Consider the following 21,228-nt stretch of genomic DNA (forward strand, 5'->3'; position numbering starts at 1 on the left):
ATTGATAATCTCTACCCTAGGCAATCAATGTTTTGCCTGGTATAACCTACAAAAATAGATAATACTCATGAAAAAACTGATTTTCTTTCTACTATTTTCTAGCTGTGCAAATGGAACATCTATAGAGCCTGCAACACTGGAACAGCTTCTAGAAAGCACCGATCACGTTTTACATGTTCTGGTTCAAAAGGTAGATATGATCACCTCAAGCGGAGAAATCACCTTTAATCCAGATGGGAGAACCAGTCCTTTATCAGGGAATAAGATTAGGCTCCATGTTAAATTAATGCCAAATGGTGTAATTAAAAGCAACCTTGATCATGTCCCCCCGGAATTTTACGTAGAACTTTGGGAAATGTGGCACTATCAACTCGGTAATATCCAAGGGTCATCATTAGGCGAAGAGTTTGTTTTTCTGCTGAGAGGTCCAGACTTAAACAAGGTATACCCCCGGTATTTTATGAGAAAAACAGATGAAAAACCTAACATTATTGAACTACTGAAGAAGCTATCTGACTAACTAATGCTACCTCTAAATTCACCCTTAAATTTTCAGTCAGCATGAAAGTCTCAGCATAATGTTTAAACACTAGATTCTGTATACTCTTTTCTAAATATCTCGAGGGGAGGCAACATATAGCTTCTCAGATACTCTTGAATACCCTGCCACTTTCTACAGCAACACCAAAAAGGAGTACATATTTTGAAATTAATCACAGGCACTGATTCCACCTGGTCCTTAAGAGTCTGGATATGCGCCCAAATCGCAGGCCTTGACATTGAGATCAAAGCCATAGACCTCTCCAGCCCTAACTACAAAAACGAAGTACTTAAATATTCCCAAGCTGGACTTGTACCTGTGTTGTTGCTTGAAGATACTTATATTCATGATTCACTGGCAATCGCTGAGTATTTTAATGAGCTCTCCAAAGGCATCTTGTACCCTTCATCAAATATTGAGCGAGCACAATCAAGAAGCCTATGTGCTGAACTTCACTCCGGTTTCATCGCCTTAAGAAGCAACTGCCCTTTCACTCTAGATAAAAGCAACTCCTCCCCGGATATGAACCCTGGAATTCAGGCTGAGTTAAAAAGGATTGAAGATATTTTCTCGAAAGCAAAACTGCCCTTCCTGTTCGGCTCTGCTGGGGCTGTAGACGCATTTTACGCAATACTCGCTTATAGACTATATGTTTATAATATCTCATTAAGCGAGAAAGCTACCAAATACCAGCAAAGTCTTTTGGAATGGCCAATCTTACAGCAAGCAATTGACCTGGCTGCAGAGTGGAGAAACCCATAATTAAAGCTGTCGCCAAATGTCGCTTTGGAACTTTCTTATCAACTCATCGATTACAAGGTTGGCTGTAGCCAGCCTTGTAGTTACAACAGCATCAACACGGCGAAAATTTGTAAGTTATTTACCGAATTTGCCATAATCACCAATAAGGAAATCAATCTTAAAGGGCCTCGGATAAGATACATGCCTATATCCAGCCTGCACTTGAGTACTGAGCAAGCAAGAAGCGCCACATCTCAAACTACTTGGCTAGCCATTATCAGCCTCTTCTTAGGCGCAGCCTGTATTCAGTTAGTTATCACGCGCTTTTTTAATGGGCAAATGGCACCGGATGTCTTCGCAAGCTTGTTACATCAGCTTGTACAGACTAAGGGCACACCTTCACTTGTCAAATCACTGGTCAGCTACCTTATCCCCTACTCAGTTTTTGTAACCTATACACTCCACCTGGCACTATTGCTTGCTGGAACCCTCTTGATATTGCGTGTTTTTATTGTTTTGGGCGCGACACTCATGTTTTTTGGTTTTATCTTGCTGTGGGGATTGACTTACATGGGAGAAAACAGCTGGTACTTCGAGTTTTTGTCACCTGCGCTATTTGCCTTAATCTTGGCAGTTAGCATTTACAAGCTCCATAAAGAATCTCAATACAATTTTCGTTCTCGGCTTTTAGGCGCGGTGATAGCACCGAGAGTAAGCCTATTAACCTGGAGTTGTTCGATTGTTGTAGCATCAGCTCTCTTATTTGGGGTCTTTGCTATGTCACGCAATGGTGGCGATTACGTATTCACTGTAAGCGCCCTATCCAGTATTACCATTGCCGTTTTATCAATAGCTTCAAAGTATTTAGACAAGTATCGAAATACTCCCCCCAAACAGGATTCAACTCCGATAGTAGGGCGCTGGATTGATCTATTTACCCTCACCATCGGGGTAATGTTAGTCTTTCAGGTTTTTGAGGATGGGCTATTAAATTGGTTTACTGTAGAAGGGTACCGAGGTCTCATTAACTCCTATGTCGAATACGGGAATACACCGTATTGGTATCGGGGAGCCTTGTCCTGGGTAGCGGACCACGCCGAGATCTTTATGCCAATCCAGAGAATATTCGAGACCTTTGCTGCAATTTGTATGGTGATTTTAGTATTTCGATTTCCAGTTGTACTGCTGACGACCGGTCTCTTTGCCATTCTCTCTTTTACAGAATTTGGAGTTACGAATGCTTGGCCTCCGGCTCCAGGCAAACCTCCCGTCTGGGTATTTGAACTACTGCTTACGACATTGGTTAGCTTTACCTGCGGTCTCTATTACTTACTAGATGCTATTGCGCACAAATCCTGGAAGCATTGGATATTGGGTCCCAAAATATTTGACTCAGTGTCAGATTTCAATAAGTGTTTTTTATTTATTTTCTTACTTATTATCGAAATAATTATATTTTCCAGCGCGCCCATACAAGAGGAGACCAAATTCATTGCACTACACTTCTCTGTACTGTCACTTATTCCTTTATTCTTCATTATGATAATTCTGGATAAATACCGAGCAGTCACACCCAATATAGATTTTTATACCAATCCAAATGGGAAAAATCATAACCAACTACCCTAAGCTCCCACCTACTTTGGCTTTAAGCAATCAATCCTATAAAACGGACGTTTGTGCAATTTATATGGTCGGCAATATTGCAGCAGCAACTAATAGCAGTAATTCCACGGTACAATGTGGACCTAAGCGAATATTGGTAGCCGAAGCCACTTCGCCTACGAACTTCCTCTGATAACGTTATAGAAATTTTATTGGGTTAATTTGCGTCATGAAGACTCTTCATCTGGTAATTTTATTTAGCATCCTGTCTATTTTTTCTACTTATGTGGCAGCAGAGAGAATCAAGATCGACAACTCTCTCACTATCCACTACGAACAAGCGGGTAACGGCGATACGACAATCATCTTTATTCCCGGCTGGATGATGTCTACAAAGGTTTTCGAGCATCAACTTGCCCATTTCAAGGACTCCACCAAGTATCGCGCACTAGCTTATGATCCCCGCGGCCAGGGCATGTCATCCAAGCCTGTTGAGGGCCATACTTATCAGCAACACGCTCGAGACTTAGCTGCACTGATTGACAAGCTGGGGCTTAATAGCGTGATTCTCGCGGGTTGGTCCTACGGAGTGACCGAGCAACTGGCCTATCTCAACCAGTTCGGCACTGACAAGATAAAAGCCATGATTATGATCGACACTGGCCCGGATATTTCTGGGGCCAGCCGGGACGAGTGGGTCTGGTATCTGAATGATGATTCAGACGGATACTCGCGCTCATTCACTGAGGGGGTTATTGAGGACCGCGAAAATGTGATTGCAGAGTTCGCCAAATGGATGCTTGAGAATCCCACTACAGAAAATATTGCCTGGATATCTAATATCGCCAATCAAACCTCTAGCAGCGTCGCCGCAATTACCAACGCTACTGGTTTTTACCTCGACTACAGCAAAGACCTTATCGGCCTTGAAGGGAAGATCCCTATGCTATATGTGGTGCGAAATGAAGTTAAGGAAGTGGCTGAAAAATGGATCAAAGCTAATACCCCTTCCGCCACTACCGCTTATATGGGAAAGCATATGATGTTTTGGGAGAGACCCGATGAATTCAATGCAGTGGTCGATCAATTTCTGGAGAATATAGAAACTAAGTAGCATTTACTATTTTGTTAAACTTAGGGCAGACCGACTTCAGCCTGTCCTAAGCTTTAAGTCTGCAGGCCCTACTTCTTCGACTTACCCCCGCTCAACAAGGCATATCTCCTAGTCAAGGCACTTGACATCTAAAGGGTCAATAAATAGATTTAAGTCATATAACAATAAATTGGCAACTTCTTCCGGCACAAACATCGGCGCACGTCGACACGAGTACCCTCTACTGAAAATACCTGACAAGCAGGCAAAAGCAGCTTTCTTCAACCAGTTTTAGCTGGTTAATTTAACCCGAACTTTAGTATTACACCCTAAAATAATACCTACATGGAGAGTGGAAAATGAGAGTTCTATTTTTAGCCTTGATAAGTGTTTGTTCGCTGATAGCAAATGCTTCAGATTTTATTCTCGCACAAAAGACGGAAATCAAATCAGATTTTCTTGGTGAAAACCGAACCATCTTGGTGAAACTTCCCGAACAATATAAGGATAATAACAAAGAATATCCTGTGCTCTACGTATTACATGCTCAGTGGGACATGCTTTCTACTTTATCTACTGTCGATTTACTTGAAGGCCAAGTGCCCAATTTTATCGTGATTGGTGTAGAGGGAATGGGCAAGGAGTTGCGCCCAGATCAAAGTAAATCGACAGCATTTTCTCGGTTCTTAGCGAACGAAGTTGTGCCTTATGTCAATAAAAACTATCGAACCGCAGATTTTAGTATTTTGTCTGGGCACTCCAACTCTGGCCGCTTCGTACTCGACTACTGGCTAAACGACAAAGCACCATTTTCACAGTACTTTGCTTTTAGCCCATCATTAGAGGATAAATATATAACCGGGCGAGTTTCCAATTTAGCACCTAAACAACTCAAAGAGCTTTCCCCGCTGACCGTGACCATCGCTAACGAGGGGAATCATATGCAAGTCCCATTTGACGAGTTGAGCCAAACTCTCGCAAATGTACCGGGTGCAACCTTTACCTTCCAGAAATTCCCAGAGCAATCCCACAGAACGACCAAACATCACTCTATGCAATTTGCCCTACAACACACCTTTGCAGGGTGGGAACCTACTTACGAACTTAAAGTAAGTGGGTTTGAAGGACTGACAAATCACTACCGTAATTTATCAGATAAATTTGGCTTCAAAGTAGTTATTCCCACCAATACCCTACAGCGCTTGATGGCCCACCATGCCATTTCCGATTCTGAAAATGCTGCTAGCGAATTGAAACTCCATATCGCATACACCATTAAAGAAATTTCGAGCGGGATCGATGCCACAGTTGAGACAGCAGACTACCTGCTGAACAATGGCTATGAAGAGGCGGGGAAAACCATATTGAAAGAGATGTGCAACCAGGCTGAAGAGCACGCTCGCTGCAAAGGCTGACAAAATCTACTCGAAGGCCAGACACACTCTCAATGTGAAGCGAGCCCACTAAAACTTCAAGGAAAGCTAGCAAAGTAAAAAAGGAGACTGTGCCCGCCCTATCATGATTTAGGCGCGGGCTTCTATAAAGGCAGGCTCTCGCTAGCGGCGTGCGGCGAAAATGCCACCGGTCATTACCGCTAAAGAAGATAAAAGTCCAACACCTACCAAGCTATACAAGCTAATGGATTGCTTGGCCATCTCGGCAACTACCTCACTGAAAGGGAACTGCCAGGCAATGATCCCTAATGCAGCTGCTACCGCGATGTACTGAGAGTAACTGGAGCGACGCTTTGAGCGTTTAGGCTGCGCAGGGAGCGCGGCCATCACGCGGTCACAAAAACCATCATTATCCAAATGGGGCTCATTGAACTGGAGCTGTTCACTTAGCCAGGCGTCAAACTCCCGGTCGTTGCCCTCTAAAGCCATTTCACTCAAGGCGTTACCTTTCGTGTTGCGCTGTTCAAAGTTAACCATTTACCACCTCCTCACGCCAGGGCTGTAACAAGCTACGCAGCTTGGCCCGAGCACGGTTGACATGGGATTTTACCGTACCAAGCGGCAATTTCATAATACTTGCCGCCTCCTCGTGAGAAAAGCCCCTGTGCATACACAGATGGATTGCTTGCCGTTGCGGGCCACTCAGGGTATCCATCGCGGCAGTGAGGTCCCTAGCCATCCCTAACTGCCGGGATTCTTCAATAGTCTCATCGGCCTGAGCCCTATCCACTGCCTCTTGATCCACATCGGGCATATTCTTACGCTTGTGGCTCATGACGAGATTATAGGCGATACGGTACAGCCAGGTGCTGAAGCGGGCATCCCCCCTGAACGCCGGCAACGCCTTATAGGCCTTAATAAAGGCCTCCTGCGCCATATCGTCTGCCAGACCCTGGTCACCATCACACAGCTGTCGGAGCGAGTATCGCAGCTGAGATTGATAGCGACGAACCAGCTGGGCGTATGCCCGCTGGTCCCCGTCTTTGACGGCCCGCCTGATTAATTCCTCGTCATTGAGGTCCATACTCGCCTTTCCTACACCTGCTTGTTATCAAGCTTCCAGTTCACATAGCGAGCCACACCGATAAACAGAGGGATCAAGCCGAGACTGCCTACACCAATACCCGCAAGAGCTGAGAGGGAGAGGAATACAGCAGCGCCTATCGCAATCAGGTTGATACCGCGATCATTGGAGCTATTTGGCTCTCTCTCATCCAAAAGATCTATTAACTCTGGAGGCACATCCCGACCATCAGCAACCATCTGGTTGATATTACTCATTACCAGTTGTTTCTTGCGATAGCTACTGCGTGTCACTAGCCACACAATAAATACCGGCATTCCAAATACACAGAGGAGCGCCACTACTGGTACAACTGTGGTGACTCCCGATACGAGATCCTCGTTATTGTGATCGTGGTGTGAGTAGTTGTGATCCCAGTGCCTGTCCCGGCCCCGATAGTTACGGTCACCAGAGAGGCTTATCCTGACATTGTCCGGTACGCTATTCAGGGTATCTTCGGTAACCTTGCCGTCTACATCCAGAATGCCCTTGCTTTTCAGCCGTTCGATAATTTCCTGGCTTAGGGGGCCGCCAAAGTCCTGCCCCAAGTCAACCCGAACTTCACTTTTCTCACCATTCTCGCCTTCGGATTTGATCGTGAGAACACCATCTTCACGCAATATACGGACGCGGGTTTCAGATTCGGAGGCCTCCACACCTGGCGGCGGCGGGGGCTCAGGGACAAATGAGTCCTCCTCCTGGGCCCAGCTGCCCATGCTTATGCTGGATGCCGCAATGGCCACCCAACAGCAGATGACTGCCTGGAATGATTGTTTGTTTCTCGCTCTCATTACTTACTCTCTAATCATTTTCGTTATCAGTGGTGTGAACCGTCATTGGGGGGGGGTGACCTACATCACCATCATTCGAGCTTTGGAGTAGGGGTAAGCCATTCCTCCTCGGGGCTCTTTTTCCTCAGCAATACGCACTGGAGGTAGCCGGTTAACTTCCTCACTCTTATCAGTGCACTCACCAAGCTTTTTAAGTATTTGCTGATCAATTTTCTGGGTGAGCTCTCGGTGAATCCCATCCTGGGAAAGCGTCAGCTCGGAGGCATTAACCTGACCCACTTGCAGAGCCGCAACTACCAGAGATAGCGCGACGCAAAATTGTACCTTTTTAGTTGATCTCGCAGTAAACATTGTGATCTCCCGATTTTCCCTTGTACGCCACTATGACGATTCGGGTAGCCCAGTTGGATGCAGCTGTATAATTTTTTTTACGCCAACACTTGGAACCACCTTCTAATGGTCATCACTGGGCTGGAACGATCGGATAAACTCGGAACACAATACGGAATGAGAACTTCGATATGACAACCCCTAATGATGTCCTGGTTTTTTGGTTTGGCAGCACTGATATTCGTGGCAACTCTATTGCAGCGGAGAAGCAGGGTTTATGGTTTGCCGCTACTCCGGAAGTGGACGCCGACATCAAGGCAAGATTTGGAGCTATTGCCGAGTCAGCGCAGCGTGGAGAGCTGGACCGTTGGCAGCAAACTTTGAAAGGCGAACTCGCCTTGCTACTGGTTTGTGACCAATTATCCAGAAACATTTACCGGGGCACCCGCCAGGCATTCGCTGCAGACTCCCAGGCTCTGGCAATTACGATGTCACTGATTCAGCGCGGAGAGGCCCCGAATCTTGGGCTCTACCAGCAGGTATTCTTGGGCATGCCGCTAGAGCACAGCGAAGACCTCGTGACCCAGCAACACTCGGTAGACTACTTTCGACAGTTGCAGCAAACCTTCGCAGAAGACAAAATTGCCTCGCCCTATCTCGACACTCATTATCGATACGCCCTTGCCCATCAAGAGGTCATCGAGCGATTTGGGCGCTTCCCTCACCGCAATGCGGCTTTGGGTCGCACTTCCACTCAAGCAGAAAAAGAATGGCTGGCTCAAGGGGGCGGCTTTAAATAATGGACTTACTCAGTTGGTTATCTCTCGCGGGGATCTGTGCCCTCGGCGCTATGTCTCCGGGACCAAGTCTTCTTATCGTCTTACGCAGCGCCTCCTCAGGCTTACAGCAAGGCCTGGCCAGTGCTATTGCTCACGGAGCCGGGGTCGCTATATACGCAATTCTTACCGCATTTGGCCTGGCGGTGCTGATTACTAGCTCTCCTCTTCTATTTAACATTCTGCAGTGGGCCGGTGCAGCAATGCTGGTCTACCTGGGCTGGAAAGCCCTCAGTGCGCCCGCACCGGGTACCAGTACTGCAACCGTACAACCTCCACACCAGAGCCTGAAGCGCTCTATCGCTCAAGGTTTTGGTGTTGCCTTCTTCAACCCCAAGATCGCCGTATTTTTCACCGCCCTATTCAGCCAGTTTGTGTCAGAACAGCAAGCCCTGAGCACCAAGTTGGGCATGGCGGCGCTGGTTTCAGGAGTGGATGCAATTTGGTACTGCATCGTTGCCCTGGCGGTTCACGCCAGCCGTAAACGCCAGCTGGTGAGCAAGCATATTGGCCATCGCATCCAACAGGTTTTCGGGATCTTACTGATAGGACTGGCTGCCCGGCTGATCCTTAGCATCTAAAGCCACAGGCCTGCAGAAACCTTCACTACCTCAGTTTCACCACACCCAAATAAAAAACAGGCCCGCAAGCGGGCCTGTTAAATGATGTGAAGACAGCCAGTCGCCCCGGGGGGAATGCGTCTGGCTGTATGCACATTATGACAGTGTTCACGCTTAATGGCGGACCAATCATCGCACCTGCTGGTCTTTTGACCGCATAGAGCCCTTTCTTCACCCCATCGTTGACACTGAATATTTATACAGTTAGGGTAGCGGCATACAAACTAAGTGGACAGTCTAATAGACGATTGGGAGGCACACGATGGCCGTAGTAGCTGTTTGGAAATGCGATAGAGACGGAGCAATGTTCGACAACAAAAAAGACGCTGAAGAACACGATAAGATGCTGGAGCTCGCAGCTAATATCACGTCGCTGATTGAGCGCCACATCGACAGCATTGATGAGCAAGTGGGCGAAGAGATCGGCCTGCTGTTGGCCAAACGCCGCGATGCCCTGGCTAAAGCCTGTAAAGGGAAGCCTGAAGTACTACTCGAAGAAGACGAAAACATGGTGCAGGAGAGCGAAGATGATCGCGTAACTCCGCTCGCCGCCAATCAGTAAACGCTTATAGATTCATCCCTGTACTCTGCCCGGTTCTACCGGGCTTTTTTGCGTGAGGCTCATACTGAGCCTCACCAATAAACTTCAAAGATTAATTACGGCATTAACAATGTTAATGACCGCTAACACAACGATAACGACCCAGCTGATTAAAGTTCCCCAGAAGCGCCCAAAGTGCAGCCCGCCTTTGCCCTTGGTCAGTCCATAGGCATGAAATACCCGTGAGATAAAAAAGAGCGCCCCGAAGAGGTGTAACCACAGTGCAGGCAAACCGCCCAACTCTGCAGCCAGCAACAGAAGCAACGCTATCGGAGTGTACTCAATCGCATTAGCGTGAACTCGCACCCTAATCTCATTGAAACGATCATCTCCGGTTCCAATTCCCACTTTCTTTGTGCGACGAAACTCGACTACCCTGAATGCCAAGTAAATAATCAGAAGCGCACAGAGGCCGGTGTAGAGTGCTGTGATATTCGCCATGTTTTTTCCTTGTTCTTATCAATCTGGCCAGGGAATATATCCCCGAAAGCAAGTATTCCGCCACACAAATCCTGTACAAGCCAATGGACCTTTCAGATCAATAGGCGGAAAAAGAAAAGCGGGCTAGAAGCCCGCTCTTTGCATACTAGTGCTTGTAACCAAATTCATGGCCCTTTGCGGGCTTGAGGTGTCGATCTCTGAGGCGCGTTGAGCGATTCACCAGGGATTGATTCTCACCCTCAATCAGGATCTGCTCAGCGTAGCTGGTAACTTCCAGGGGATCACCGCTCCAGATCACAATATCCGCAACCGCGCCCTTCTCCAACGTACCGCCCTCAAGATTAAAAATCTCAGCAACATTGCTACTGATTGCCTTTAGCGCTTCCTCATAAGGCATACCATGGGCTACAGCGTTGCCCGCCGATTGGCGCGAGAGGTAAACGTTGTGGCTAGCCACCATATCTGGGCCACTGATAGCTACCGTCACCCCAGCCTTGGCCAGAAGTGCAGCATTATCCAGGCGTGCGCCCAAACTTGAGAATGATGCTGGAATGTTGTTGATTGCATCGATCACAACAGGCACTTGTGCTTGCGCCAGTTTATCGGCAACCATCCAGCCCTCAGCTGCACCGATTATAATGAGCTTCACCTTGAAGGCTTCACCCAGTTCTAATACCGCGAGGATGTCACTGGCCCGGTTGGCAGTTACCATCAAAGGCTCCTTGCCATCGATCACAGGCTGCAGAGCTTGCAGATCTGCCAGATCGTAATCCAGCTCTCGCCACTCTCCACGGTGAATCGCTGCGCGATTATCACGATACTCCTGAGCTTCACGCAGAGCACTCTCCACCTTGGCATAAGCATTGGCACGGCTGCCACCGGCCAGCTCGCCACCGGACTCTCCCAGATAAGCTTTTTGCGCAACATTCTTTGCTTCGACGCTATCAAATTCACCATTCAACTTGATGGCAAAACTTTGCCCTGCAAATATCTGCTGAGCATCGATTGCACCGCTGTCCCAAGTGCTGATTCCCGGTGAAACAACGGCACTGGTGACTCCACCCGCCCGGTTGAATGGGATCAGGGTGGACTTAGGGTTGTAAGCAGGTACCGGATTGAAGGCACTACCGATACTGTCACCGGTCACCTGGTGATCATTGGTGGCGCTGGCCGCACTGATCTCGACCAACCCCAGTTCAGAAATGGGCGCTATCACACCGGGCGTCACCACCTTGTTGCGCGCATCAATTACCTGATCTGCATTCACCTCCAGTGAGGGGGCTACCTGCTGGACCTTGCCATCCACAACCAGAATATCTGCGGACTCCAGGCTGCCCTGCCCCGCCAAGGTGTGTACCTTGCCACCCTTGATCAGGATGGTCTCTGCCTGGCCAGTGGCTGACATCAACCCCAGGGCCAGCGCACAATAAACAGCTACTTTTCTCACAGTCGCTCTCCCTCTGCATCGAGAATACCCAACTCGAAATCGGTGCGTGGCTGACGTTTCTTGTCCGCGCGATCGAACATCAATTCCCCATCGATGAAAACTTGATCTACATGGGTGTAAACACTGAAGGGGCTGCCGGACCAAACAACGATATCCGCCATCTTGCCGCTCTCAAGGCTGCCAGTTTGATCGGCAATACCCAGAGCCTTGGCGGGGTTCAAGGTCATCCAAACCACTGCATCCTTGGGCTGAATATCGAAGCCTGCACGCTGGCCTGCAGTCATTGCCTTCGCGGTCTCCTCGTGCAAATGCTGTACACCAACACCGGAGTCCGAGTGAATCATTGCGCAGGCTTTGGCTTGATCCACAATGGCGATATTGGCCTCGGTCATATCGTAGGCCTCATGCTTAAAGCCCCACCAATCAGCCCACATTGCCGCACAAACATTGTTTTCAGCCAGCAGGTCAGCAACCTTGTAAGCTTCCACTGCGTGGTGGAAAGTGGAAATTTTGAAATCAAACTCCTTGGCAACGTCCATCATTACCGCCATTTCCTCACCGCGGTAGCAATGGTTATGAACGAGAATATCTCCATTGAGTACGCCCGCCAGAGTTTCCATCTGCAGGTCGCGCTTGGGCTCATCCCCTCCGTTCTCAACGTAATCCTCCCACTCCTGCTTGTAGGCACTCGCCTTAATCCAAGCATCGCGATAACCGGCGACGTTACCCATTCGAGTTGAGGGAGAGCTACCTTTACCACCGTAAACCCGCTTGGGGTTTTCACCACAGGCCATTTTCAAGCCGTAGGGAGCGCCGGGGAATTTCATATCCTGAACACTGCGGCCGGGTACATTTTTCAGGGTGACACTGCGGCCGCCAAACAAGTTGGCCGAACCCGGCAGGATTTGCAGGGTTGTTACACCTCCGGCAAGAGCTAAGGGAAACTGGGGGTCTTGGGTCCAGACAGAGTGCTCCGACCAAACCTGGGCAGTGTTTGGCGAGGTCATCTCATTGCCATCCTGGGCAGATTCAATCCCCGGAGCTGGATAATCACCCAGATGAGAATGCACATCGATAATGCCAGGAGTGACCCACTTACCTTTGCCATCGACAATCAAGGCGCCTTCGGGGGCCAGTAACCCCTTACCGATCTCCTTGATCTTTCCATTTTCAAACAACAGGTCCGCATTTTCTTGCTGCTCCCCTGTACCGGTTAGCAGGGTAGCTCCCTGAATCAACACAGGGCGGGACTGGGTTACAGAATAAGTGGAAGGGAAGGCGTCCACACGAGCGAAGTCGAGAGATCTCGGCTCACTGTCAACACGCTTCTCACCGCATGCGGACAGCAGTAGCGAGGCACTTAACAGAGCCGCGATACTGCGCCCGAGAAATCGGGGTTGCAGCTGCATAGTCATTCATCCAATCGTTTTGAATATGGCGGTGAATGCTACCAGTTTGTGCTGACAGCGCCACTATCCAAATTGTCACAAACGACTGTTTAGAGATATGCATCTCCCAATCCAAGGGGCCATAACTGAGCCTGAGAGTTCCCCCAGTACCACCAAAGCACACTTGATAACAATACGAACTAAAAATAACAGCCAGTCAGCAAAGAATGTCTACACGGTCAAAATACGCCGCCCCAGCTATATACTTTTGTACGTCTTCATGGTGGAATTTCTGGCGGAAAAACAGGCAGCCGCACTCAGGAGGAGAAATAGGTGATCAAGGAAAGTAATATGCCCATTTTTCCCCTTTCACCATCTACTGCTACCACCTCGGATAGAGACTCAACCCAGGTCTATGAAGCCTTACGTAAAAGTGAGGAGCGCTACCGGGAGCTGGTGGAGCATGCAAACTCGATCATAATGCGATGCGATCAACACGGCCGTATCACATCCTTTAACGAGTACGCTCAACAATTATTTGGTTATACCGAAGCCGAGATTATTGGCAGGCATTTAATTGGTACGATTGTTCCCGCCAGCGAAACGAGCGGCCGTGACCTGCGGCAATTGATAGACCGTATTTGCCAGTTCCCAGAGGAGCACCGTTACAATATTAATGAAAATATTACAAAGTGCGGGAAGCGAGTATGGATCGCCTGGACCAATAAAATTATTTCAGATGAGAAGGGAGATCCTGCGGGAATTCTCAGTATTGGTTCGGATATCACTAAGCAGCGGTTGCTGGAGGAAGAGCTTCGGCAAGCTCAAAAAATGCAAGCTATCGGTGAGCTTGCCGGCGGTATTGCCCACGACTTCAACAATATGATTCATGGAATCAATGGCTATGCTGAAGTTATTCGACAAATTTCCACCGATGCCAGAATCAACGAGTATACCAACCATATACTGACTACTGCCCGCCATGCCGCAGAGCTGACCAAACAGCTACTCACTTTTGCCCGCAAGGGAAATTATCAACTTAAGAGCTGCAATACCCACGAAATCATTCGCGATGTTTGTGCAATGCTAACTCGCACTATTGATCGAAGAATCGAGATTGATCAGCAATTAGATGCAAATCGTCCACATATTGTGGGTGACCCTGCTCAACTCAAGAGCGCTTTGCTAAATATCGGAATCAATGCCAAGGATGCTATGCCCTCTGGTGGCTCACTGAGCTTTGTCACTGCCAACATCACCATAGAAAAATCGGCTTCTATCGCCGATTTTGAGATCCAGCCAGGCCAGTACCTATTAATAACGATTACCGATAATGGCACTGGTATGTCTGACGAAGTGCGACGCCGTATCTTTGAACCATTTTTCACAACCAAGGAAAGTGGACGTGGTGCTGGACTGGGCCTTGCCGCAGTGCACGGCACCATTCATTTACATAAGGGCGCTATACAGTGTCAGAGCCGTGAGGGAATTGGCAGCAGCTTTAAGCTATACCTGCCAATTTCCAAGCCTCCAATCAAAAAGAGAACTTACCAGGCCAAGAAACTGGCTCGCGAGCGCAAATTGCGCATTATGGTTGTCGACGATGAGGCAATTGTCCGCACCTACTCTAAAGCCCTGTTCGAAATGAACGGCCATAGCGTCGTTACCTTTGCGACGGCGGAGCAGGCAATAACTTACTACCGAAAATATAGTGATGAAGTAGATTTGGTCCTGCTGGACATGATTATGCCCGGCATGGATGGGCAAGAATTGTTCGCTTTTCTAAAACGGATTAACCCCGAAGTGAAGGCTATTCTCTCCACCGGTTACAGCGTGGATAGTAAAGTTCAGGAAGTAATTTCTGACGGGGTACTGGATTGCATCCAGAAACCATTTACATTCGAGCATCTCAGTAAAAAGATTGAAGAGATGATTGCCAGCGGAAAAATAACTCTCCCCAGGTAACAAAAAAATTCTATCTAAATCGCCGCAGCCGGCCTAGCTGACAGCTACGTCACAGAGTTCAGATACCAATTAGTTAGCTAATGGAATGACCCCTATGATAATCGGTTGTAAAAAAGTGAAGTGATAAAGTAATCAGGATAAGGCTACACAAAAGTAGCTCAAGTGGAATTTCCCATTATTTTAGTGTTTGCAGACTCCCACAAACCAAAATCAATCGATATGTCATTACCTTCCTGCTCGGTGCAATCTCGATAGTTTTGAAGCCGATACTTTATTAGTGGTATGTCACAATTTTGCCGCTACGGTCCCCTTCCCCACCAATCTTGCCAGCTTGGTGTGCTCGTCTCCTATTTCAGTGGACACAGTCTCCACGAAGCGTACCATGCCCGCTAAAATTGCTGCGTTATAGTGCTCTCCACTTGCCTCAAGCTCTTCAACGGCTGCGTTCATATCCTTGAGAGCCATGGATGCTTCCAGGTCCCACTCCTGTAGCTTGGCGAGACTCGCCCTCGCAGATGCCACTTGCTGCTCATCCACCCCGTCTTGAGTCGCCGCAAGACTCTCTGCTCGAACGGCCTTTATCTCAGCATCGTACTTACGAATAGTAGCCAGGGAACGGCGAACAATACTGTTCAACTTGATAACTGTATCCCGCTCGAATGCAGCCTTAATGTCGTTGCTAGCCAGTGCCACTGAAGCGGGTGTTTTTGCAGGGTGGATAACGCTTTCAACATCCGGTACCGACTCCTGTTTACCTACCCAGACCTTCTCGTTTTCGACTGGCTCTTTGAATGTGTGCGTAGCTATAAAACCAAAAGCGATTATTCCGAACACTGCCACTGCAATATATCGTTTGCTATTCATACCGTGAGTTACCTTTGGTGTGGCCGCCCCTTGCGGAGCGGCACCTGATAGAGGGCGAGAATTTAGCTCATAGCGTAAAAATAGTTTACCTGCGAGTCCTTGATCTACTAATCAGGCTAAATGCTTCGACGTTGTTCATTAAATTCTGCGCGATCTGCTCGCCCATGACTTGGCCTGCAATATTGTCAAAGTCCCAGTGCACTCCGTTATAGATACGGCTGAGGCCATTTTCTTGCTGAGCGGCGGTATAGGATTCAAAACGGACAGGTACCAATGGCCTCGGTGTATCCGGCGTGAAAGGGTCGAAGCCTTCCCCATTGTATTCTTCCGATACAAAAGTAAAGGGCTGGTCTCCAAACATACTGCGCATAATCTCGAAGGTGGAAGCACCGAAGGTAGCATGGCCCGATGGGTAGGAGGGGAACGGCGGTGTTGGCCTAATCGCGATGGTGGTGTTGATGACTGACACCCCTACTGGCAACCATTGCTCATCCTGCAAGGTCGATGGGTTGTCGTCGTCGATGCGAATAGCGGTAACCGGTCTCCAGTAGTTGTAATAGTACTTACTGTCCCACGCAGCGATACCAGAATCCGCCAGGCCTACATTGATCAGTGCAAAATAGCGAGCCAGGTCCAGCTCATGCTCGACTTTGTTGTCCAGCGCAGCCTGCAGGGCAATTAGGTTATATAGTCTCGGGGGGATGCCCAATAGTGGTACACCATCATATCCCCAGTAATTCCCGATAAATCGTGTCTCTGCTGTGGACGTCGATGGGGTAATAGCATTGGCTGGGGACCCGCCGAGGGCCGCTACCTCTTCATAGGCTTCAGCATATTCCTCAGACGTTATTGTGGGTGGAATAGGACTGCGGAATTGATCGCCTGAACTTAGTGAAAAAGGTGTCACACTGCCCCAATAGGCTCCCAGAGCCACGGAGTCTTGGCCGACCGGGTCGACAGGATCAGGCTGCCATTCTCCCGGTACCCTGGCCCCAGTATTAACCGATGTAGAGTGATAGGTCCCATCCCCATCCGCGACAGCGCCGCCCTCACCATAAGCGGGTTCCAAATGCTCGGCCTTATCATTGCTGCGCACTGCAAGCATTGCCGCAGCAGCGGCTTCGCCAATCACTTGGCCCTTGGCAATTCTATCTGCGCTATCTCTTATCTGGTCAAGATCTGATAGCAGTAATTCCTGCAAACGCTCTGACTGATCGGGGTAGAGTGCGCGCAAGGTATCGTAAGCGGCGTAAGCGATAGCTGCATCTTTGGATGCATCTCTGGTGTCGAGTACACCGAGATCATTATAAGGTTGGTATTTACCGTCAAAGGCGTTCAGAGCGTCAAACACAGCAGTTTGTACGATGGCGAATGCGCGACTGGACCGGGTAGGGCCGCCTTGGTAGAAATCCACTTCGCCGGTATCAGGGTCGGGAGTATGATCGATAGCCGATGAGTCGAGCATCGTGTTGAACCAAAATACAACCCGATCTCTAGGTCTATTAAGCTCGCCAGACTTCCCCGAAGTCCGCTCAAGCCGATCAAGTACACCTTTGGAGAGAGTTGATCGGCTGGTTTCTCCTAGATACGCGCTGGTTTGTCCCTTGGGCTGCTTACCCTTTGTCTTCTGGGCCTGCACAGCACCCGATGTCAATATTAAGCCTGCTGCCAGGAAGCAGGCCGATGTTTTTAACAGAATGTGGTTCATTGTATTACGTCCTTTGATATTGAAGGGCGCGCTGAATCAGTAAATCTATCAGTGGGCCGTAAGTTTGTTTTCAAATTGGCTGTTGTTGACCGCACTGGGTTGTGGAGGCCGTACCAACCTGTCGATACACCGATTCAGCTAGACCTTAAACTGGACTTCAGTAGAATGTCTCTTCATCTATTACACTTGTGATCCCTAGCACTTCAATCCCTCAACGACTTAATTCCAAATGCATTTCGTGTCGATAGCAAAAAATGAGTAGATGCTAAAACGGTTTTCTTTTCCAGCAGTCAGACTTTTATCGGGCGCTGGCTATTTTCCCATCCCCAAGTTCAATTCCGAGGAAGCCCTCAGTACTTTTTGGCTCTCTATGATCTGTATCGCAGTCAACATCGATTCCTCCAGGATCGAGAGCAGATTTACATAGAGCTTCATTTGCAGATGTGATAACTCCATCACCAGCCTCTAGGTAAACATGGTCAGTTGCACTAGATCTGGCTCTAGTTGAGACAATAGCAATAATCGTGTAATTTAATGCGACTTGATTAAATACAAATGCTAGGTTGGTTTTTTGTGAAATCATACCTATGCCTATTATTCGAGTTTGTCCAACTCCCTCCCCCAGACTAATCAGGTTATTATCCTGTCGAGATCAACCTCAAATATAATATTTATTGTAAAGTTGTAGACCACCACTTGGCTTCACAGTTCCTGACAATTATCTTCAAAGCTTAAACCCCAAAAAATAAAATCGCTGAAATCTGCAACCAAAAATGTATAGAACAAAAAACAGCTAACAAGGTAAATTTCTAAACACTTAAAACAATCAAATCACCAACAGGCACTAAATTCCGGAGCTTCACAGGAAAAGGGATTCTGCCTTATTGACTCAACATATAAACAGACCCTTTTAATGATGCTCAGACTTGGGAAAATAATTTGACACCAGCCCAGGCAATTTTGATCGGAAAAACACTCCCCCACCCTACTGAGGCTCGCCCAGAGCCACCATTAGAATAACAGCGCCTCCGTAATCAAACTGAAACGTCGATTTACCTCGTTAACTTCGCGACCTGCCGGATAAGCACCTTTTTGATTACATCAACCATAATGTCGAAGGAACCTCAAATAAATCAAACCTCAAAATCAACGGTTCATTTTTACCACCAAAAAAACGAACACAACACTACACGAGAGCCCGCTGAGCTATATGGCATCATATCTTTACACAAAGGCACTATGCCCTACCTCAGCAGCAAACAAGATACAGTTACTTCAAACTGTACCTGCCAATTTCCGCCCCTCATAATTAAATAAATTTATCAGGCCAAAAAATTAATTCACTAATAAAATCTGCACACACGCTGAGACCCGATTTGAAATAAAAAATAACAGCCCCGTTAATATTACAGGCGCCGAACAGCGCGATATCTGACTATAGGAAGTTGTTCAATAGGGTGGACTTTGCGTATCTGGATCGAATGATACCGCAAAGAGGCAGCTAGGAATTGATCACTGTTCTGGACAGTATTGACCCAGAGGGGAAAGCAATTCCTTTCTAGAGTTACAGAGTTGACAGTAAGATTCAGGAAGTCATTGTCAGGTGACGCTTTGCGCTGTATTCAGAAGCCCTTCACATTTGAATGTATCAACAGGAAAGTTAAAGGAATAAATACTGGCGGGAAGTAAGATTGGTGTATCACAAAGAGCAACACACCTGATAGCTTAACAAATGCGTCCGACCTAAGGGAACTACGCCCTTTGGTCGGACTGAGCTCAATCAACTACCAAAAGATAGGAGGCAGAGTGTACTCATCATTGGCAGGAACTCTCTTCCCAATACTGAGGTGCGGCCGATGGGGACCACCAGTTTGGCCCGTAGGTTGAAATGTAGACCTGACCACTGAAAGTTACCCGATCTCCAACTTGGTAAGCACTATCACCGGCGTAGGGCTGCTGGAACTCAGGACAGGAAACCGCAGAGCTATCATCTCCACCACTGCTATCAGAGCTGTCATCGGAGCCGTTATCAGAGCTATCGTCTGAACCACTATCGGAGCCATCGCAGGTAGTTTCATTCCAGAATTGCGGTGCAGCACTCGGCGACCACCAGTTTGGCTCATGTGTAGATTCATAAGCAACATTGTCATAAACAACTACGTCGCCAATCGAGTAGCCTGGATCACCACCATACTGCTGCACAAACGCTTCACAGCTAGAGTTTCCGGAATTTCCAGAGTCGCCATTGTCTCCACTATTATCCGAATTATCGTCACCGGAATTATTGTCGTCATCGGTAGAGTCATCATCCTGATCTTGGATAAGCTCGTATCCAATTTCAACACTCTCTAAACTGCTACCTTCTAACAAGTAGATACTGTTGATGCCATATAGAGGCTCAAAACTACTGCTTCCATCGTAATCACCGGCGCGGATGCTGCTCTGTTCCTGGTTAATCAGCTCAGCCAAGTCGTGAGACCAGTTTTCAGCGATACCCTGCTCATCTGAAGCAATTTCCAGGACAGTAGAATATGAGGAGTTTTCACCGGAGCTATCAAATACACGAGTATATACTTTATCGCCCACATTCAAATCTTGAGTTGGATTAATAGTGCCTGCAACACTCCAGTCAGTATTGACAACATTATCACCATCAAACTCGACATCGATAACATTATAGAAGGCATTAACTGTATCACCCACATCCCAAACTGCAAGAATTACGTGGTAGCCTTCACGTTCTGGCACCTGACACTCATGTGTCGTATTTACCGCAGGCTGCTCATAGTTGCCATCAACCTCACAGAATGGATCTAAATCAAATTGGTCGCGGGTCAAAACCGCATTTGGATTCCAACCTTCTTTGGTAATGTAATATTTCCAGTCCCGGGTTACATGATTGGCTGTGAAGCGCCATTTAAAAGTTTGCCAACCGGAGCTAATATAATTCTTAACCCAGCGATCTGAGGATTGCTCATTTAATTCTGACCAGGAGCTATCTCCTGCACTGGCTATCTGCCCATCAGCAGGACCACTTTCGGGAAAACCTTCATTCCCTTCTATACTTTGCGGTTCCCATTGAACAGCACCGCAGTCAACATTCATCTCTCCCGTATCGAGAGCATATTTACACAATGTTCCACGAGCGGATGCAACACCACCATCAGCGGCCTCTACATAGCCGTGGCTAAGTGCATTTGAACTCATACCGGCCAGTGCTATTGCCATCAGGGCGCTATTTAATACGGGTAGTTTAATTGCAGATGCTAGTTTGGTTTTTCGTAAAATCATATCTATGCCTGTTATTCAATTTCGCCCAACCTCCTTCCCCAGCTGAACCAGGTCCTTATCCTGAATACACATATTCGATGTGTAATGTTGGCGACAGAATTATGGACCGCTACTTAACAGCACGGTTCCTGACAATCATTGATATAAATTTACAAACCTCAGAAGATCACCAGCGCACCATTTTCCCTTAAAAATAATATTAAAGGGTATTTTTTTTCAAGAAAAAACACTAAATTAAAAAATAGTACGAAAAACTGCAACGATCCCTAAATTAGAGAAAAGAAAAACCTTTAACAGGATGAGAAATTTCACAGACGATTTTTAACTTAATACAAGTCCCTACACTCATTAATTATCAATAGATGACACCCCTCTCTCACGAACAACCCCCTATTACAATTCAAAATAGATAAGCCTGACTGCCTTAAAACCATAAATCTCTCGATATT

The 21,228-nt window shown here is 47.6% G+C and carries 20 protein-coding genes; 9 read left to right on the top strand and 11 right to left on the bottom strand.

Translation table 11 applies throughout. The features are described 5' to 3' along the window. Positions 1–67 precede the first annotated feature (67 nt). The 5 genes from ACJJIL_RS13365 (at position 68) to ACJJIL_RS13385 (ending at position 5,395) form a co-directional block, all read left to right on the top strand. A complete protein-coding gene (locus ACJJIL_RS13365) occupies positions 68–520 on the top strand; it encodes a hypothetical protein (RefSeq protein WP_445359926.1) in 453 nt (150 codons plus the stop codon). 183 nt (positions 521–703) lie between these two features. Then, the gene (locus ACJJIL_RS13370; RefSeq protein WP_445359927.1) at positions 704–1,303 is read left to right on the top strand and encodes a glutathione S-transferase N-terminal domain-containing protein; all 600 of its coding nucleotides are present in this window, start codon (positions 704–706) and stop codon (positions 1,301–1,303) included. A 180-nt stretch (positions 1,304–1,483) separates the two neighbouring features. After that, positions 1,484–2,911, top strand: a complete 1,428-nt coding sequence (locus ACJJIL_RS13375) for an alpha-amylase family protein (RefSeq protein WP_445359928.1) — start codon at positions 1,484–1,486, stop codon at positions 2,909–2,911. A gap of 205 nt (positions 2,912–3,116) precedes the next feature. Beyond that, a complete protein-coding gene (locus tag ACJJIL_RS13380; RefSeq protein WP_444905727.1) occupies positions 3,117–4,001 on the top strand; it encodes an alpha/beta fold hydrolase in 885 nt (294 codons plus the stop codon). 338 nt (positions 4,002–4,339) lie between these two features. Continuing rightward, on the top strand, positions 4,340–5,395 hold the full coding sequence (locus ACJJIL_RS13385) for an alpha/beta hydrolase (RefSeq protein ID WP_445359929.1): 1,056 nt from the start codon (positions 4,340–4,342) through the stop codon (positions 5,393–5,395). 141 nt (positions 5,396–5,536) lie between these two features. On the opposite strand, the gene ACJJIL_RS13390 is transcribed toward ACJJIL_RS13385, so the two are convergent. The 4 genes from ACJJIL_RS13390 to ACJJIL_RS13405 are packed head-to-tail and all read right to left on the bottom strand — an operon-like array spanning position 5,537 to position 7,639. Further along, positions 5,537–5,911: a hypothetical protein gene (locus tag ACJJIL_RS13390; protein WP_282933382.1), complete on the bottom strand. Its 375-nt coding sequence runs from the start codon at positions 5,909–5,911 to the stop codon at positions 5,537–5,539. Continuing rightward, complete coding sequence (locus ACJJIL_RS13395) at positions 5,904–6,458, bottom strand: RNA polymerase sigma factor (RefSeq protein ID WP_413665211.1); 555 nt, start codon at positions 6,456–6,458, stop codon at positions 5,904–5,906. The genes ACJJIL_RS13390 and ACJJIL_RS13395 overlap by 8 nt, the downstream gene beginning before the upstream one ends. An 11-nt stretch (positions 6,459–6,469) precedes the next feature. Further along, positions 6,470–7,288, bottom strand: coding sequence for a DUF6249 domain-containing protein (locus ACJJIL_RS13400; protein WP_444912669.1), 819 nt, complete (start codon positions 7,286–7,288; stop codon positions 6,470–6,472). Positions 7,289–7,348: 60 nt separating this feature from the next. Further along, positions 7,349–7,639: a hypothetical protein gene (locus ACJJIL_RS13405; protein WP_413665209.1), complete on the bottom strand. Its 291-nt coding sequence runs from the start codon at positions 7,637–7,639 to the stop codon at positions 7,349–7,351. Between the two features lie 170 nt (positions 7,640–7,809). On the opposite strand from ACJJIL_RS13405, the gene ACJJIL_RS13410 reads away from it, so the two are divergent. The 3 genes from ACJJIL_RS13410 to ACJJIL_RS13420 all read left to right on the top strand — a co-directional run bounded on the left by ACJJIL_RS13410 (position 7,810) and on the right by ACJJIL_RS13420 (position 9,636). Further along, a complete protein-coding gene (locus tag ACJJIL_RS13410) occupies positions 7,810–8,418 on the top strand; it encodes a DUF924 family protein (protein WP_444905730.1) in 609 nt (202 codons plus the stop codon). Further along, positions 8,418–9,035 (top strand): LysE family translocator, encoded by a 618-nt coding sequence (locus ACJJIL_RS13415; RefSeq protein WP_282933387.1) that lies wholly within the window; start codon positions 8,418–8,420, stop codon positions 9,033–9,035. The genes ACJJIL_RS13410 and ACJJIL_RS13415 overlap by 1 nt, the downstream gene beginning before the upstream one ends. Before the next feature lie 301 nt (positions 9,036–9,336). After that, positions 9,337–9,636: a YebG family protein gene (locus ACJJIL_RS13420; RefSeq protein WP_108732704.1), complete on the top strand. Its 300-nt coding sequence runs from the start codon at positions 9,337–9,339 to the stop codon at positions 9,634–9,636. An 84-nt stretch (positions 9,637–9,720) separates the two neighbouring features. Here ACJJIL_RS13420 and ACJJIL_RS13425 read toward each other — a convergent pair whose 3' ends face one another. From ACJJIL_RS13425 to ACJJIL_RS13435, 3 genes are all read right to left on the bottom strand, one after another. After that, positions 9,721–10,116, bottom strand: a complete 396-nt coding sequence (locus ACJJIL_RS13425; RefSeq protein ID WP_108732703.1) for an MAPEG family protein — start codon at positions 10,114–10,116, stop codon at positions 9,721–9,723. A gap of 145 nt (positions 10,117–10,261) precedes the next feature. Next, positions 10,262–11,563 carry an amidohydrolase family protein gene (locus tag ACJJIL_RS13430; RefSeq protein WP_445359930.1) on the bottom strand — a complete coding sequence of 434 codons (1,302 nt, stop codon included), beginning with the start codon at positions 11,561–11,563 and terminating at the stop codon, positions 10,262–10,264. Then, on the bottom strand, positions 11,560–12,972 hold the full coding sequence (locus ACJJIL_RS13435; RefSeq protein WP_444905736.1) for an amidohydrolase: 1,413 nt from the start codon (positions 12,970–12,972) through the stop codon (positions 11,560–11,562). Before ACJJIL_RS13435 ends, ACJJIL_RS13430 begins: the two co-directional genes overlap by 4 nt. A 312-nt stretch (positions 12,973–13,284) precedes the next feature. Between ACJJIL_RS13435 and ACJJIL_RS13440 the strand changes: the two genes are divergently transcribed. Then, the gene (locus tag ACJJIL_RS13440) at positions 13,285–14,916 is read left to right on the top strand and encodes a hybrid sensor histidine kinase/response regulator (protein ID WP_444896735.1); all 1,632 of its coding nucleotides are present in this window, start codon (positions 13,285–13,287) and stop codon (positions 14,914–14,916) included. Between the two features lie 285 nt (positions 14,917–15,201). On the opposite strand, the gene ACJJIL_RS13445 is transcribed toward ACJJIL_RS13440, so the two are convergent. From ACJJIL_RS13445 to ACJJIL_RS13460, 4 genes are all read right to left on the bottom strand, one after another. Continuing rightward, on the bottom strand, positions 15,202–15,780 hold the full coding sequence (locus tag ACJJIL_RS13445; protein ID WP_445359931.1) for a hypothetical protein: 579 nt from the start codon (positions 15,778–15,780) through the stop codon (positions 15,202–15,204). An 85-nt stretch (positions 15,781–15,865) separates the two neighbouring features. After that, a complete protein-coding gene (locus ACJJIL_RS13450) occupies positions 15,866–17,488 on the bottom strand; it encodes a vanadium-dependent haloperoxidase (RefSeq protein WP_445359932.1) in 1,623 nt (540 codons plus the stop codon). A gap of 298 nt (positions 17,489–17,786) precedes the next feature. Further along, the gene (locus ACJJIL_RS13455; RefSeq protein ID WP_445359933.1) at positions 17,787–18,071 is read right to left on the bottom strand and encodes a hypothetical protein; all 285 of its coding nucleotides are present in this window, start codon (positions 18,069–18,071) and stop codon (positions 17,787–17,789) included. A gap of 1,232 nt (positions 18,072–19,303) precedes the next feature. Further along, positions 19,304–20,779 carry a lytic polysaccharide monooxygenase gene (locus ACJJIL_RS13460; protein ID WP_445359934.1) on the bottom strand — a complete coding sequence of 492 codons (1,476 nt, stop codon included), beginning with the start codon at positions 20,777–20,779 and terminating at the stop codon, positions 19,304–19,306. Positions 20,780–21,228 lie beyond the last annotated feature (449 nt).

The sequence above is a fragment of the Microbulbifer maximicatervae (SeqCode) genome, assembly GCF_052468095.1.